13 protein-coding genes are annotated in these 16,416 nt (G+C 70.5%); 11 read left to right on the forward strand and 2 right to left on the reverse strand.

Annotated elements, in window-relative coordinates; all coding sequences use genetic code 11:
- A partial coding sequence (locus ACO6VK_RS19235) for a DUF938 domain-containing protein (protein WP_422509947.1) occupies positions 1–661 on the reverse strand: 661 nt, incomplete at its 3' end.
- Positions 662–803: 142 nt separating this feature from the next.
- Here ACO6VK_RS19235 and ACO6VK_RS19240 point away from each other — a divergent pair.
- From ACO6VK_RS19240 to ACO6VK_RS19290, 11 genes are all read left to right on the forward strand, one after another.
- Complete coding sequence (locus ACO6VK_RS19240) at positions 804–2,432, forward strand: TldD/PmbA family protein (RefSeq protein ID WP_422509949.1); 1,629 nt, start codon at positions 804–806, stop codon at positions 2,430–2,432.
- A gap of 63 nt (positions 2,433–2,495) precedes the next feature.
- Positions 2,496–4,130 carry a TldD/PmbA family protein gene (locus tag ACO6VK_RS19245; protein WP_422509951.1) on the forward strand — a complete coding sequence of 545 codons (1,635 nt, stop codon included), beginning with the start codon at positions 2,496–2,498 and terminating at the stop codon, positions 4,128–4,130.
- A gap of 21 nt (positions 4,131–4,151) precedes the next feature.
- Positions 4,152–5,486 (forward strand): TldD/PmbA family protein, encoded by a 1,335-nt coding sequence (locus ACO6VK_RS19250; RefSeq protein WP_422509953.1) that lies wholly within the window; start codon positions 4,152–4,154, stop codon positions 5,484–5,486.
- 43 nt (positions 5,487–5,529) lie between these two features.
- Entirely contained in the window at positions 5,530–6,231 is a 702-nt protein-coding gene (locus tag ACO6VK_RS19255) for a DUF4159 domain-containing protein (RefSeq protein ID WP_422509955.1), read from the forward strand.
- A 64-nt stretch (positions 6,232–6,295) separates the two neighbouring features.
- Positions 6,296–7,279: an AAA family ATPase gene (locus ACO6VK_RS19260; protein WP_422509957.1), complete on the forward strand. Its 984-nt coding sequence runs from the start codon at positions 6,296–6,298 to the stop codon at positions 7,277–7,279.
- Positions 7,280–7,287: 8 nt separating this feature from the next.
- Complete coding sequence (locus ACO6VK_RS19265) at positions 7,288–8,184, forward strand: DUF58 domain-containing protein (RefSeq protein WP_422509959.1); 897 nt, start codon at positions 7,288–7,290, stop codon at positions 8,182–8,184.
- 2 nt (positions 8,185–8,186) lie between these two features.
- Positions 8,187–9,320: a BatA domain-containing protein gene (locus ACO6VK_RS19270; protein ID WP_422510001.1), complete on the forward strand. Its 1,134-nt coding sequence runs from the start codon at positions 8,187–8,189 to the stop codon at positions 9,318–9,320.
- Positions 9,317–11,485: a hypothetical protein gene (locus tag ACO6VK_RS19275; RefSeq protein WP_422509961.1), complete on the forward strand. Its 2,169-nt coding sequence runs from the start codon at positions 9,317–9,319 to the stop codon at positions 11,483–11,485. The genes ACO6VK_RS19270 and ACO6VK_RS19275 overlap by 4 nt, the downstream gene beginning before the upstream one ends.
- A complete protein-coding gene (locus ACO6VK_RS19280; protein WP_422509963.1) occupies positions 11,482–13,311 on the forward strand; it encodes a hypothetical protein in 1,830 nt (609 codons plus the stop codon). Before ACO6VK_RS19275 ends, ACO6VK_RS19280 begins: the two co-directional genes overlap by 4 nt.
- 169 nt (positions 13,312–13,480) lie before the next feature.
- Complete coding sequence (locus ACO6VK_RS19285) at positions 13,481–15,589, forward strand: IgaA/UmoB family intracellular growth attenuator (RefSeq protein ID WP_422509965.1); 2,109 nt, start codon at positions 13,481–13,483, stop codon at positions 15,587–15,589.
- A 41-nt stretch (positions 15,590–15,630) separates the two neighbouring features.
- Positions 15,631–15,933: a hypothetical protein gene (locus ACO6VK_RS19290; RefSeq protein ID WP_422509967.1), complete on the forward strand. Its 303-nt coding sequence runs from the start codon at positions 15,631–15,633 to the stop codon at positions 15,931–15,933.
- A 28-nt stretch (positions 15,934–15,961) separates the two neighbouring features.
- On the opposite strand, the gene ACO6VK_RS19295 is transcribed toward ACO6VK_RS19290, so the two are convergent.
- Positions 15,962–16,390, reverse strand: coding sequence for a hypothetical protein (locus tag ACO6VK_RS19295; RefSeq protein ID WP_422509969.1), 429 nt, complete (start codon positions 16,388–16,390; stop codon positions 15,962–15,964).
- Positions 16,391–16,416: the final 26 nt, after the last annotated feature.

Genomic DNA, 16,416 nt, shown 5'->3' on the forward strand with positions numbered 1-16,416 from the left:
GCGACGGGTAGAGCCGACCGTTGGTCGGCTTCGCGCGCAGCGCGGGGCGGTGCCATACCCGTAGGCGGTTGTTGGCCGGCATCGCCACGTCGTCGATCAGCCGCAGGCCCTGGGCCGCGGCCAGTGCGTCCACCGCCTCGGCATCGCGGATGCCCGAGGCGGGGTCGCGCTGCTTCAACCACGCGTCGAACACCCGGTTGCTGTCGCTGCTGAAGGTGCCGTGGTCATTGAACGGCCCATACACGCACAGCAGCGCGTCGTCGGCCATCACCGCCGGCAGCCCGGCGAACAACGCCTCCACGTGCGCCCAGCTCATGATGTGCAGGGTGTTGGCGCTGAACACCGCATCGAAGCCCAGCGGTGCGTCCGGCAGCGGCGCCAGGCCCGGCACGGGTGACAGCACCGCCTGCAACGGCCACGGTGGCGGGGCATTGGGCAGGGCGGCCTCGGCAAGGCGCTCGGCGATGCCGGGCAGGTGGTCCGGGTGATCGCTGGCCTGCCAGTGCAGGTGCGGCAGCTGCGCGGCGAAGTGCGCCGCATGCTGGCCGGTACCACTGCCGATCTCCAGGACCCGGTGGCGGTCCTGCAGATAGCGGCGCAGGACTGCCAGGATCGGCTCGCGGTTGCGCTCGCAGGCGTCGGACCAGCGCTGTTGGCTCATGACAGGCTCAAGATGAATTCGGATGACCGTCATCCAACCATGACCGCAGTCACTTGTGCCACTGCCCGCCGCCATCGAAAGTCGAAGACTTGTCCACTGCGACCGGCCTGATGCCGGTCGCACCGTCGGGGGATGGATCGCTGTGCAACGCCGTGAGTTTCTTGCGCTGTCTGGAATGGGCCTGGCTGGCCTGGTATTGCCGCACGGACGGCTGATCGCCGCCGAACAACTGCTGGAGCCCGGCGACCTGGGCCGCAACAAGGCGCTGGCCGAGGCGGCGCTGGACGCGGCCAAGCGTGCCGGCGCCACCTACTGCGATGTGCGTATCGGGCGCTACCTCAACCAGGCGGTGATCACCCGCGAGCGCACCGTCCAGAACGTCACCAACAGCGAATCGGCCGGCATCGGCATCCGCGTGATCGTCAACGGGGCCTGGGGCTTCGCGGCCACCCACCAGCGCACCCCGGCGGCGGTACTGGCCACCGTGGAGCAGGCGGCCGCCATCGCACGCGCCAACGCCGGCATCCAGACCCGGCCGGTGCAGCTGGCACCGGTGACCGGCGTCGGCGAGGTCAGCTGGAAGACGCCGATCCGCAGGAACGCAATGGCGGTGCCGATCCAGGACAAGGTCGAGATGCTGCTGGCGATCAACGCCGCCGCCCTCGACGCCGGCGCCGACTTCATCAATTCCACGTTGTTCCTGGTCAACGAGCAGAAGTACTTCGCCTCCAGCGACGGCTCGTTCATCGACCAGGACGTGCACCGGATCTGGCTGCCGTTCACCGCCACGGCCATCGACAAGGCCACCGGCAAGTTCCGCACCCGTGCCGGGCTGTCCTCGCCGATGGGCATGGGCTACGAGTTCCTGGATGGCGACGCCAGCGGCAAGATCGCGCTGCCGGGCGGCATCACCGCCTATCGCGACTCGTACGATCCGATCGAGGATGCGGTGGCCGCCGCCCGCCAGGCGCGCGAGAAACTCAAGGCGCCGTCGGTCAAGCCAGGCAAGTACGACCTGGTGCTGGACCCGTCCAACCTGTTCCTGACCATCCACGAGAACGTCGGCCACCCGCTGGAACTGGACCGCGTGCTCGGCTACGAAGCCAACTACGCCGGCACCAGCTTCGCCACGCTGGACAAGCGCGACGCCGGCTTCCGCTGGGGCAGCGACATCGTCAACTTCCATGCCGACAAGACCGCACCGGGCAGCCTGGGCGCGGTGGGCTACGACGATGAAGGGGTCAAGACCCGGCGCTGGGACCTGGTCAAGGACGGCATTCTGGTCAACTACCAGGCCACGCGCGATGAAGTGCACCTGCTGGGCGAAACGGCCTCGCACGGCTGCAGCTACGCCGACTCCTGGTCCAGCGTGCAGTTCCAGCGCATGGCCAACGTGTCGCTGGCGCCGGGCAAAACGCCGCTCAGCGTGGCCGACATGATCAAGGACGTGGAGAACGGCATCTACATCCACGGCCGTGGTTCGTATTCGATCGACCAGCAGCGCTACAACGCGCAGTTCGGCGGCCAGCTCTACTACCAGATCCGGAACGGCCAGATCACCGGCATGGTCGAGGATGCGGCCTACCAGATCCGCACGCCGGAGTTCTGGAACGCATGCAGCGCGATCTGCGACGAGCGCGATTTCCGCTTCGGCGGCTCGTTCTTCGACGGCAAGGGCCAGCCGGGCCAGGTCTCGGCGGTCTCGCACGGCTCGTCCACCACCCGCTTCAACGGGGTGAACATCATCAACACCGCGCGCAGCCTGGGATGACCCCACCGCGCCCGCACCCGCTGTTCGTTTCCCTGCCACACCACCCTGACGTGGAGCGCCGCCTTGCAAAGACGTGACTTCCTCGCCCTGACCGGGCTTACCGCAGGCGGCCTGATCGTGCCGTCCTTCTTCGGCAAGGTCATTGCCGCCGAACACCTGCACAGCACGCTGGACCCGGCGCTGAAAAAGCGCCTGGCCGATGCGGCGCTGGCCACCGCGCGCCAGGCCGGGGCCACCTATTGCGACGTGCGCATCGGGCGCTACCTGCGCCAGTTCGTGATCACCCGCGAGGACAAGGTGCAGAACGTGGTCAACACCGAATCCACCGGTGTGGGCATCCGCGTGATCGTCAACGGGGCGTGGGGCTTTGCCGCCACCAACCAGCTTGGTCCGGCCGACGTCGCGCGCGCCGCGCAGCAGGCTGTCGCGATCGCCAAGGCCAACGCGGCGGTGCAGACCGCGCCGGTGCAGCTGGCCGCCGCGCCGGGCGTGGGCGAGGTGTCGTGGCGCACGCCGATCCGCAAGAACGCGATGGACGTGCCGATCAAGGAAAAGGTCGAGCTGCTGCTGGACGTCAATGCCGCGGCGATGGCCGCCGGCGCCAGCTTCGTCAATTCGATGCTGTTCCTGGTCAACGAGCAGAAGTACTTCGCCTCCACCGACGGCTCCTACATCGACCAGGACGTGCACCGCATCTGGGCACCGATGACGATCACCGCCATCGACAAGGCCAGCGGCAAGTTCCGCACCCGCGAAGGCCTGTCCTCGCCGATGGGCATGGGCTACGAGTACCTCGATGGCGCGGCGGCGGGCAAGGTGCTGACCCCCAACGGCGTGGTCAACTACAGCTCGTCCTACGACATGAAGGAAGACGCCATCGCCGCGGCGCGCCAGGCGCAGGAGAAGCTCAAGGCGCCGTCGGTGAAGCCGGGCAAGTACGACCTGGTGCTGGACCCCTCGCACACCTGGCTGACCATCCACGAATCGGTCGGCCATCCGCTCGAGCTGGACCGCGTGCTGGGCTACGAGGCCAACTACGCCGGCACCAGCTTCGCCACGCTGGACAAGCGCGAGCAGCAGTTCCAGTACGGCAGCGACAAGGTCAACATCTTCGCCGACAAGACCCAGCCGGGCAGCCTCGGCGCGGTCGCCTACGACGATGAAGGCGTCAAGACCAAGCGCTGGGACCTGATCAGCAACGGCAAGCTGGTGGACTACCAGACCATCCGCGACCAGGCCCACATTCTCGGCAAGACCGAATCGGACGGCTGCTGCTATGCCGATTCCTGGTCCAGCGTGCAGTTCCAGCGCATGGCCAATGTGTCGATGGCCCCGGGCAAGACCCCGCTCAGCGTGAGCGACATGATCAAGGACGTCGAGAACGGCATCTACATCATCGGCGACGGGTCGTTCTCCATCGACCAGCAGCGCTACAACGCGCAGTTCGGCGGCCAGCTGTTCTATGAAATCAAGAACGGCAGGATCACCCGCATGCTCGAGGACGTGGCCTACCAGATCCGCACGCCGGAGTTCTGGAACGCCTGCAGCGCCGTGGCCGATGAACGCGACTACCGCCTCGGCGGTTCGTTCTTCGACGGCAAGGGCCAGCCGGGCCAGGTCTCGGCGGTCTCGCACGGCTCGTCCACCGCGCGCTTCAACGGCATCAACGTCATCAACACCGCACGCAGCCTCGGCTGACCGGTCAGGAGCCCAATCGCAATGAGTATCTTCACCGAAGCCCAGGCCAAGGCCATCCTCGACAAGGTCATCGCGCTGTCCAAGGCCGACGAATGCACGGCCGTGCTGGCCGGCTCGATCGACGGCAACATCCGTTTCGCGCTCAACAACGTATCCACCAGCGGCATTGTCGACAACACCGAACTGGCCGTCACGGTGGCCTTCGGCAAGCGCGTGGGCACCGCCTCGATCAACGAGTTCGACGATGCCGCGCTGGAACGCGTGGTCCGTCGTGCCGAAGACCTGGCGCGCCTGGCACCGGAGAACCCGGAGTTCCTGCCCGCCATCGGCAAGCAGACCTACACCGCCAGCCCCACGTTCAGCGCCTCCACCGCCGCCATCGACCCGGCCTTCCGCGCCAAGGTGGCCGCCGATTCGATCGCACCGTGCCGCGGCAACGGGCTGATCGCCGCCGGCTTCCTGGAAGACGGGCAGAGCTTCTACGCCACCGCCAACAGCAACGGCAACTTCGGCTACCAGCGCAGCACCAACTTCGACTACACCTGCACCGTGCGCACCGAAGACGGCCGCGGCTCGGGCTGGGTCGGCCGCAACCTGAAGGATGCCGCCGACTTCAAGGCCGACCAGGACATCCGCATCGCCATGCGCAAGGCCACCGAATCGGCCGAGGCCAAGGCGCTGGAGCCGGGCAAGTACACCGTGATCCTGGAACCGGCCGCCGCCGCGGGCCTGATCAGCTTCATGATGAACTTCTTCGATGCGCGCTCGGCCGATGAAGGCCGCAGCTTCCTGTCCAAGAAGGGCGGCGGCAACAAGCTGGGTGAGCAGGTCTACGACCCGCGCGTGAACTTCAGTGCCGACCCGTGGGATGCCGACGCGCCGGTGCTGCCGTGGGATGGCGAAGGCCAGCCGCGCCAGAAGCTGGCCATCGTCGAGAACGGCCGCATCGCCAATCTGAACTACTCGCGCTACTGGGCGCAGAAGCAGGGCAAGACCGCCAACGCGCGGGCGGGCAACCTGCTGATGGCCGGTGGCGACAAGAGCACCGCCGAGCTGGTGCGCGGCACCCAGAAGGGCATCCTGGTCACCCGCACCTGGTACATCCGCATGGTCGATCCCCAGACCGTGCTGCTCACCGGCCTCACCCGCGATGGCACGTTCTACATCGAGAACGGGCAGATCAAGTACCCGGTGAAGAACTTCCGCTTCAACGAATCGCCGGTGATCATGCTCAACAACATCGAAGAACTCGGCAAGCCGGTGCGCGTGGCCGGTGACGAATCCAGCCTGGTGATGATGATCCCGCCGATGAAGCTGCGCGATTTCACCTTCACCTCGCTGTCCGACGCCGTCTGATGCACCACCGTCGTACCCGAGGGCGGCGGAGCGGCGCGCGGCGATGAACCGCGCGCAGTTCCTGCGGGCAATGCTGGGCGGCGCCGCGCTTGCGGCGCTGCCGTCGTGGGCCGGTGCGCAGGCCGGCCGCTACGATTTCTGGTTCACCCGCCTCAAGTACGATTCCGGCGACTGGGACGTGGACGCGCGCATGCCGTCCAACGTGATCACCTCGCTGATCGATTACACCTCGCTGCGCGTGGACCCGCAGGAACACGTGATCGCGCTTGCCGACCCGCGCATGCTGCAGGCCCCGTTCTGCTACCTGGCCGGGCACAAGCTGGTCGAGTTCAACGCCGCTGAACGGCAGAATTTCGTGCGCTACGTGCGCAACGGCGGCTTCGTGTTCGTGGACGACTGCAACCACGATATCGACGGCCTGTTCGCCACCTCGTTCGAAGCGCAGATGGCCGCGCTGTTCGGCCCCACCGCGCTGAAGAAACTGCCCAACACCCATGCGCTGTACCGCAGCTTCTTCCGTTTTCCGGACGGCCCGCCCGCGACCGGTTTCGAGCTCAACGGCTGGGGCGACGACCTGGTCCATGACTACCTCAAGGGCATCGAGATCGACGGCAGGCTGGGCGTGCTCTACAGCAACAAGGACTATGGCTGCGAGTGGGACTACGACTGGCGCAACAAGCGCTTCCTCGCCGAGGACAACACCCGTTTTGCCGTCAACATCGTCATGTACGCCCTGAACAGCTGATCCTTTCGCCGACTGCCCGGCCCGCCACGACGCGGCGCCACGCCCCCTTTCTACAGGTTCTGCCATGACCACCGCCGACATCGACACTCTCCTGCCGAAACTGCACCAGCTGCGCGAGGCGCTCGGCCAGGCGGTGGTGGGCCAGCACGCGGTGGTCGAGCAGCTGCTGATCGGCCTGCTGGCCGGCGGCCACTGCCTGCTCGAAGGCGCGCCGGGACTGGGCAAGACGCTGCTGGTGCGCTCGCTCGGGCAGGCGCTGGAACTGCAGTTCCGCCGCGTACAGTTCACCCCCGACCTGATGCCCAGCGACATCCTGGGCACTGAACTGCTGGAAGAAGACCACGGTACCGGCCACCGCCATTTCCGTTTCCAGCAGGGACCGATCTTCACCCACCTGCTGCTCGCCGACGAGCTCAACCGCACCCCGCCCAAGACCCAGGCCGCACTGCTGGAGGCAATGCAGGAACGCACGGTCAGCTACGCCGGCACCACCTACGTGCTGCCGGCGCCGTTCTTCGTGCTGGCCACGCAGAACCCGATCGAGCAGGCCGGCACCTACCCGCTGCCCGAAGCGCAGCTGGACCGCTTCCTGCTGCATGTCCGGGTCGACTACCCCAGCGAACAGGAAGAGCGCGACATCCTGCTGCAGACCACCGGCAGCGCGGGCGGCACGGTGCCGCAGGTGATGCACGCCGAGGACGTGCTGGCGCTGCAGGCCGCTGTCCGCCAGGTGCATGTCAGCGACGATGTGCTGACCTGGATCACCCGTCTGGTCCGGGCCAGCCGGCCCGGTACCGGTGCGCCGGACGCGGTCAACCACTGGATCAAGTGGGGGGCCGGCCCGCGCGCCGGGCAGTCGCTGGTGCTCGCCGCCAAGGCCCGGGCGCTGCTGCAGGGTCGCTTTGCCGCCACCCGCGAGGATGTGCAGGCGCTGGTGGGGCCGGTGATGCGCCACCGCCTGCTGCTCTCCTTCGCCGCCGAGGCCGAACAGAAGAGCGCTGACGATGTGATCCACGCGCTGCTGCAGGCCGTGCCGTTCCCGGCCTGAGCGCTGCCGTGACGTCCCACGCGCCGATCGCCGTTCCCGCCGATGTGCGCAGCCGTCTGAAGACGCTGCGCCTGCTGCCGCGCCGTGCGCGCGGTGCACACGCGATCGGTCAGCACGCCAGCCGCAGTCGCGGGGCCGGTCTGGAGTTCGCCCAGTACCGCGCCTACGAGCCGGGCGACGCGCTGCGCCAGATCGACTGGAAGCTGTACGCCCGCTCGGACCGCTTTTTCGTGCGCGAATCCGAGCGCGAAAGCCCGGTCACCGTGTGGGTGCTGGTCGACACCAGCGCGTCGGCCACGCAGGCCGACCGCGCGCGTCCGGACTGGTCGCGGCTGGACCACGCCTGCGCCACCGCCGCCTGTCTGGTGGAGCTGGCGCTGCAGCAGGGCGACCGGTTCGGCCTGATCGCGGTGGGCGGTGATGGTGTGCGGCTGGTACCGGCCGGCAGCGGACCGCGCCAGCGCGACCGCGTGCACCTGCTGCTGCGCCAACTGCGTGCACAAGGCGGCTGGCCGGCCACCACCGCGCTGCGCCCGGTGTGGGAACGCGTGCAGGCCGGGGACATGCTGATTGCCCTCGGCGACGGGTTTGATGACGCCGGCGTCGACCTGCTGGAGCGGCTGGCGGCCGCGCGGCGCGAGGTGATGCTCATCCAGCTGCTCAGTGCCGAAGAGCGTGATTTCCCGTTTACCGATGGCCACCGCTTCCACGATCCGGAAACCGGCGAAGAACTGCTCGGCGATGGCCGTGCGATCCGCGACGGCTATCTGGCCCGGTTCGCGGCGGCGCAGCGCGCGTTGTACGCGCGCCTGCAGGCGGCGGGCATCGTCGCGGCAACGGGGTACCTGGACCAGCCGCTGGATGCGCCGCTGCGCACGCTGTTCGCCCCGGGCAGCACCGCATGAGCCTGACCCTGCTGTTCCCGCTTGGGCTGCTGGCGCTGGCCGCGCTGCTGGTGCCGCTGCTGATCCACCTGGCGCGGCGCCATCAGTACGCTCCGCTGTCGTTCGCCGCCCTGCGCTGGCTGCGCGCCAAGGCACGCCCGCACCAGCGCATCCGGTTCGACGAGTGGCCGCTGCTGCTGGTGCGCCTGCTGCTGTTGGCTGCGCTGGCACTGCTGCTGGCCCACCCGCTGCTGCACGGTACCGCCGCCGATACCCGCCCGGTGACGGCGGTCGCGCCCGGCCTGGATGGCGCCGCGCTGCGCGGCACGGACACGGCCGGCGACTGGCGCTGGCTGGCGCCCGGCTTCCCGCCGCTGCACACCACCGCCCCGGCCGCGCCCCAGCCGTTGGCCAGCCTGCTGCGTGAACTGGACCAGCAGCTGCCGGCCGGCACGCCGCTCACCGTCTACGTGCCCGATCCACTGCCCGGCCTGGACGCGCAACGCCCGCGCCTCTCGCGCAGCGTACGTTGGCAGCCGGTGCCGGCGCCGGCCGCCCGCACAGACGACGCGCGGGCACGCCTGCCCACGCTGCAACCCGGCGGCCAGCCGGCCGACGCGGGCAGCGTGCAGGTGCTGGAGGCGCTGCAGCGCGCGTGGACCGGGCAGGCCCTTGCCGCCCAGCGCGCGGCGGACAGTGCGCCCGACGCCGGGCAGATCGGCGTGTGGCTGTCGCCCGCCGCGTTGCCGGCGCGCTGGCAGGCGTGGCTGCAGCAGGGCGGCACCGTCCTGCTCACCACGCCCGGCGCCGCAGACGGCGCGCGCTGGTCAACCGCGCTGCGCGATGTGGACGGCCAACCACTGCTCGAACAACGCGCGGTTGGCCAGGGCCGGCTGCTGCGCTTCACCGCAGCGCTGTCGCCGAGCGTGACGCCGGCACTGCGCGAGGCCGATCTGCCGCGCCGCCTGCTGTCCGTGCTGGCGCCACCGGCGGCCCCGCAGCTCGCCATCGCCGCGACGCAGGCACCGCTGACCGGCGCGCTCGCGCCCCGTGCGGCCCCGCGCGACCTCGCGCCCTGGCTGCTGGTGCTGATCGTGCTGCTGTTCGCGCTGGAACGCGCACTGGCGACGGCGCCGCGCCGCGAGGGTGGCGCATGATCGCGGGCGTGCAGCAGGCCTGGCAGCGTGCACGCCGGCGCCGGTGGTGGAGCAGCGCGTTGATCGGCCTGCCGCTCGCCGTGGCCGCCACCGCGCTCGCCCTGCGCGTGGCCGGCTTCAACCCGGCCACGGTGGTGCTGCTGCTGGCCCTGCTGGCAACCGTCGGCGTCGCCACCTGGCGCGCGCGGCGGCTGGACCGGCACTGGCTGCAGCGCCGGCTGGACAGCCATCCGGTCGTGCAGGACAGTGCCGACCTGCTGTTCGCCGCCCCCGACACGCTCACGCCCCTGCAGCAGCGCCAGCGCAGCTACGTGGCCGCGGCGCTGCAGCGCGCCGTGCCGGACCTGCGTCCGCGCTGGCCCGCGCGCGTGCTGTGGCTGGCCTGGATCGGCGCGCTGCTGGTGATCGTCCTGGCGTTGGGATGGCCGCGCAGCCGCGACAACGCCGCTGCACCGGGCCCTGGGCCTGCCGCGAACGCGGCCCCGGCGCAGCCGCCCCGGCTGCAGTCGACGCGCCTGCAGATCCGCGCACCGGCGTACACCGGCCAGGCCCTGCGCGTGCAGGGCGCGCTGGATGCGAAGGTTGCCCAAGGCAGCCAGCTGCAGTGGTCGCTGCGCTTCTCCGCGCCACCGGCGACGGCGGTGCTGCAGTTCCACGACGGCCAGCACCTGCCGCTGCAGCGCCACGGCGACACATGGACCGCGCAATCCACCGCCGCACGGCCGCTGCTGTACCGCGTGGTCACCACGCCGGCGCTGCACGACAGCCGGCTGTACCGGCTCGACGTGGTGCCCGACCGCGCGCCGAGCGTGCGTGTGATCGCACCTGACCGCAGTCTGGTGCTCGGCACGCCCGGCCAACGCCAGTGGGCCCTGCAGTTCGAGGCCAGCGACGACTACGGCGTCGCCGCCACCGCCGAGCTCAAGGTCACCCTGGCCCAGGGCAGTGGCGAGAACATCACCTTCCGCGAGCAGCGCATCGCCCTGACCGGCAGCGGGCCCGCCACCCAGCGCCGCTTCGCGCGCACGCTGGACCTGGCCGCACTGGGTGCGGCGCCGGGCAATGATGTGATCGCACAGCTGCAGGTCCGCGACAACCGCGCGCCCACCGCCCAGACCGCGCAGAGCACGAGCGTGATCCTGCGCCTGCCCAGCACCGAGCAGATCCAGACCGCCGACCTCGAAGGCATGGTCAAGAAGACCCTGCCCGCCTATTTCCGCAGCCAGCGCCAGATCATCATCGATGCCGAAGCCCTGATCCGGCTGCGCGGGCAGTTGCCGCCCGAGGAATTCGTCCGACGCGCCGATGCGATCGGCGTGGACCAGCGCATCCTGCGCCTGCGCTACGGCCAGTTCCTGGGGGAGGAGAGCGAAGGCGCCGCGAAGCCGCCGCCGACCAGCGATGCGCTGCCGACCAGCGACGCCCCGGCCGCGCAGGATCACGATCACGACCACGACGCCGCCGCTGCGGCCGGCCACGCGCAGGCCGGTCACGACGACCACGATCACGGCAGCGCCACAGCAGGCAGCCCGCCGGTGTTCGGCAGCGCCACCGACGTGCTGTCCGAGTACGGCCACACCCACGACCATGCCGAGGCGGCCACGCTGCTCGATCCGCAGACCCGTGCCACGCTGAAGGCCGCGCTCGACCAGATGTGGTCCTCCGAAGGCGAACTGCGCCAGGGCCGGCCCGAGGCGGCGCTGCCGTACGCCTACAAGGCGCTGGCCTTCATCAAACAGGTGCAGCAGGCCGAGCGCATCTATCTGGCGCGGGTCGGGCCGGAACTGCCGCCGATCGACGAGAGCCGCCGCCTCGGCGGCGACCGTACCGACCTGGGCAACCGCACCCTGCCGTTGCAGGCCGTGCCCGCACCCGACCCGGCCATCGTTGAGGTCTGGCAGCAGCTGGCCGTCGCCGACAGCGCACCGGACCTGGATGCGTTGACCGCGTGGCTGCGCCGCAATGAAGCGCGGCTGCCCGATCCGCTCGGTCTGGCCGCGGCCATCGAGGAACTGCGCGTGGCACCGGAATGCAGCGATTGCCGGAACGTGCTGCGCGCCCAGCTGTGGCGGGCGCTGCTGCGGCCGCTGCCACAGGTCTCGCGGCGCACCGCACCGGACCGGATGGGCCAGACCTGGCTGGACGCCCTGGAGAACGCCCGATGAGCGATACCCGCTGGATTGCCGTCGCACTGGCCGCCATCGTGCTGCTCGGCAGCGCCCGCCTGCTCTGGCGCCAGCGGCAGCCGCCGCGTCGCAGCGCGTGGCGACTGCTGTCCCTGCTGGTGCTGCAGGCCGCCAGTGGCGTGCTGCTGTTCCTGTGCCTGGTCCCGCCGCAGACCACCGCACCCGCCGGCGAGCTGACCGTGCTCACCGCAGACGCCGCTACCGTGCGCTGGACGCGCTCGCCCGGCGACACCGTGATCGCACTGCCCGAAGCCCGGGCCGGCGCCGGCAGCGGTACCGCACCCGACCTGGCCACCGCGCTGCGGCAGCATCCGGACACGCAGTCATTGCGTGTGATTGGCGATGGCCTGTCCGCGCGTGACCGCGATACCGCGCTGCCGGCGCAGGTGAGCGCGCTTGCCTCCCCGCCGCCCCGCGGGTGGGTCGCGTTGCAGCCGCCCACCGCCACCGCACCTGGCGCGGTGTTCGTCCTGCGTGCGCGTGCGCAGGGCGTCGCCACGGCAAGCGCCGAACTGCTGGACCCGGCCGGCATGGTGGTCGATCGCGCCCGCATCGGCGGCGATGGCCGCGTGCAGCTGCAGGGCGTGGCGCGCGCCAGCGGCCGCAGCGAGTTCCGTCTGCGCCTGCTCGACGCCGATCAGCACGCGGTGGACAGCGTGATCGTCCCGCTGCAGACCGTGGACCAGCCGGTGCCGCGTGTGCTGATCGTGGCCGGTGCGCCGGGGCCGGAACTCAAGTACCTGCGGCGATGGGCCACGGACACCGGCCTGTCGGTTCAGACGCAGGCCAACGCGGGCGCCGGCCTCCTGCTCGGCGATGCCCCGGTCGCGCTCAGCGCCGCGCGCCTGGCCGCCACCGATGTGCTGATCCTCGACGAACGCAGCCTGGCCGCCCTCGATGGCGCGCAGCGCGGTGCCGTGCAGCAGGCACTGCGCCACGGGCTGGGGGTGCTGGTGCGTACCTCCGGGCCGCTTGCCGACGGCGCACGCCAGACCCTGCGCAGCTGGGGCCTGACCGTCACCGGCAGCAGCCAGACCACGCCGCTGACCCTGCCGGCCGATCCCGACCCGGCACTGCTGCAGGCACGGCGCGGCCCACCGCGTCCGTCCAGCCAGCGCACCGTTCATACCGACGACGCCGACACCGCCTCACGCAGTGCCGCCGCCCCCGCGCTGGAACAGTTCACCCTGCGCGCGGCCGATGCCAGCGCGCTGCTGCGCGACGCCAACGGCGCGGCCATCGGCGGCTGGCGCAGCATCGGCCAGGGCCGGCTGGCGCTGCTGCCGCTCACCGACAGCTATCGGCTGGTATTGGCCGGCCGCGATGACCGGCATGCCGAACTGTGGAGCGGCATGCTGGCCACGCTGTCGCGCCCGCTGCCTGCCGCTGCGACGGTCCGCGTCGGCAGCGACACCCCCTGGGCCGGCGAACGCGTTGCGCTGTGCAACCTGCAGGGGCCCACGCAGGTCCGTGCGCCGGACGGCAGCGACACCGCCCTGGTCATCGATCCATCCAGCGGCACCGACGCCTGCGCCGGCTACTGGCCGCAACAGCCGGGTTGGCACCAGCTGCGGCACGGCGAGACCACGCAGGCGGTGTATGTGTTCGATCCTGCCGGCGCGCAGGCGCTGTACCGCCAGCAGCTGCGCGACGCCAACGCCGTGCACGTGGGCGGCGCGGGCACTGCCGCAGCCGCCACCCGCACCGTGCCGGGCCCACGCTGGCCGTGGCTGCTGGCGTTCGTGCTGGTGAGCGGCCTGCTGTGGTGGCTGGAGCGACGGCGGCCCCGGGCATCGGCGGCCTGATCCGCGCGCACGGTGTCGCCACCGGCCACTCCGCACTGTCGCCTCCGGCACTCGATGCCAGGTCGATAACGACGAATGCCGCCAATGACGGGGGATCGCGACAGGCGCACTTGCGGCGGCCCGGGGGCACCCACCAGCCTGCGCGGTTTCCTGTTTCCCGCGTGCCCCGATGTCGGTCCTCCTGTTCGTGCTCCTGGTCGCCGGCATCCTGCTGGGTCCCGTCCGCTATCTGTTCCTGCGCGCGTCCGCGCGCAATGCGCTGCTGCACCTGCGTGCGCAGCCCGACCACCGTGCGCTCGAGCCCGATGAGCGGGCAGCGCTGGCGCCGCTGCTGGCGTCGGTGGGCCATCCGGCAGAGGGAGGCGTAAAGCGGCTCGACGGTGTCTACCGTCGATCCGGCCTCTGGTATCAGGGGGCGGCGTCGGTACACGATCTGATCGACGGCGTGGACGTGGTGCTGCCATGCGACGCGCATGCCCACCTTGCCGCACACAACGCGGCCGAGGTGGTGATCTGCGGCAAGGTCGCCCTCGTGGTGCGCGTCAATGGCTTCCACCTGCCCGACGGCCATGCACGGTCACTGCAGATACAGGCGGATCTGGTCAGGCAGCATGCCCCGGATCCCGACGCGGTCCCAGCGCATATCCCCTTTCCCGCCCCGGCGCAGGTGCTGTCCGAGCGGGACGAGACCCCCGAAGAAGTCGCGCTTCGGCGTCGATGGCGGGCACGGTGGCCGTGCATCGTGGCAGGACTGTCGGCCTGCCTCGTCTGGTGGATCGCGACCTTCGACGTCGGCCGCGCAAGCACGTTCGGTCTGGCCGTCGGGGCGCTGCTGCTGGCGTGGGCGGTGGTCCTGTTCCGGCGCCCCGTCGGGAAGGGCGCAACGGCCGGGCGGGTGGTGCGGGTCCGTGGCGTCTTCCACATGCTGGTCCTGCCCAGCCCGCAGAATGCCGCCGTGTCCGAGACCCACCTGCTGGTCGGCAATGACCGGCGCCTGCACCTGCCCTTCGCGTGGGGCAACGCGGACATGCCGGTACCGGGCCAGTGGTTGGACGCAGAGATCTGCCTGGTCGATGGCAAGACCCTGTCGCTCGGTCGCCACTGGTCGCGGGTGGACGAGCAGCAACGCTTTCCCGCCACCGGCTGGACCACGCATGCGCTGGTGTTCGCCAGCGCCGTTCTGGCGCTGGCCTGGGCGTTGGCCAGCGGGCACGGCCCACTGTCCGACATGCAGCGTGCGGCATGGGTGTTTTCAGGCAGCGAATGGCGCGGTGACGCGGTCGCCGCCACCGTGCAGACCCGTCCCCCCGCGCCGGGCGATCACCTCGACGTCCGCGCCCGCGGGTACTGCCTGTTGACCGGCCACGACGACGCAGCGGATGGCCTGCCCCGCAGCGACTGCAGCCGGTTGCGCTGGGATGCCACGCCCGTGGAGGCACCACCGGTCACCCTTCCCCCTGCAATTGGCGCACTGGAGGCCGGCGCCCTGCTGCACACCGAGGTCGACCGTGACGACCATGCCCTGCGCATGGCCCTGGCCCGCCAGCACCCGCACGACCCCGTCGCACAGGTTTACAGCAGCATGTCGTTGCCCCGCCGGGTGTCGGTCGAAGGACTGCCGGCGCTGGTCGACCATGTCGATCGCGCGTGCGCCGAAGGACTGACGGCGTGCGAACCGGTGTACGAGGCATTTCTGCAGCTGCCCTGGGCCTCGCTGTCCGCACAGCGCGACAGCGAGGCGCCCACGACCTGGCCGGACGTTGTTGCCCTGGCCGCATCGGGTGCCTTCGACACCGTGCTCCTGCTGGAGGAACACCGGATCGATCGGCTGCGCGATCTCATCCAGGACCGGGTGGACCGCTACGTGGAGGCGCAGCTGCAGGCGATGCTGCCGGCGTTGCGGGAGGCGGGGCAGCCGGGCGTCGTGCTTGCTCACGGCATGGCGCCTGCGGACTCGCCGTACCGGAAGGAATCGGCACATGCACGCTGGGAGCGCACCCGGTCGGAGATTTCCCAGCCGCGTACCGTGGCGGTATCCGGACAGATCGTCGAACGCGTGGACGACGGCCGCACACTGCATCTCACCCTCGACCCGACCTTGCCCTCGAACCTGGGCATGGCCGGGATGATCCACACGGTGTGGTGGATGCTGGCATTGCTGCTGGTGGGCTGGCACGGCGTGTGTGTGCTTCGCCGTACCGCGCCGGCACTGGAGCGGTCCAACGCGCTCGGCAGGGACATCGACAACCGCCCGCCGCCGGGGTGGTGGGAGCAGTAGCGGCGCATGCCTATACTGCGTTTCCACAGGGAGGATCATGCATGTCGCGAGTTGCACATTTGATGGCCATGACGCTGGTAGCCGGTGCAGCGATGCTGACCGCCGGCACGGCCGGGGCGGCGGTGATCGGCCCCAGCAACATGACCGCCAGCCGCTACCCCGAGCCGCGCTGCCAGCCGCCGCGCAAGGCCAGTGGCAACAGCCCGTCCGAGCTGAGCCGCTACCAGAGCGACGTCAGGGAGCATTTCCGCTGCGTGGAGAAGTACGTGGAAGGCGCGCAGAACGACATCCGGCGCATCCAGGAATCGATGGACAGCGCCGTCAGGGGCGCCAAGCGCTACTGAGCGCGCGGCCCACGGCGCCCGCCTGGCCTCACCCGCCCGGCGGTGCGCCGCAGCCGTCCTGCGCGCACAGCAGCAGCGCCCGGCGCTGCTGCGCCTCGTCCAGTTCCGGCGGCGGCCGCGCGGTGGCTGACTGGATCGGGTCGGGCGCGCGGGTCAGGGTGTGCAGCCCCTGCGCGGTTTTGCCGATGACGTAGTAGATGCCCATCATCACGTAGCCGCCGCTCATGCCCACCTGCTCCAGCGATGGCGGCTCGCGCCAGGCACGGTTGAAGGAATTGGGCTCGATCTGTACCGGGTTCTGGTACCCGTACAGGTCCAGCGGCACGTCCTCATCGGGCTTGAGCGCACGCACTTCGCCCAGCGTGGTGACGTCCTTGTTCGCCCCGGGCGGCGGCATGCCCGCCTCCGGCGGCGGTGTGGGAGGCTGCTGGGCCTGTGCCAGGCCTGCCAGCATCATGCCGGCCACTGCGGTAATACGATGTC

The organism is Stenotrophomonas sp. GZD-301 (assembly GCF_049310345.1).
Lineage (GTDB): Bacteria > Pseudomonadota > Gammaproteobacteria > Xanthomonadales > Xanthomonadaceae > Stenotrophomonas.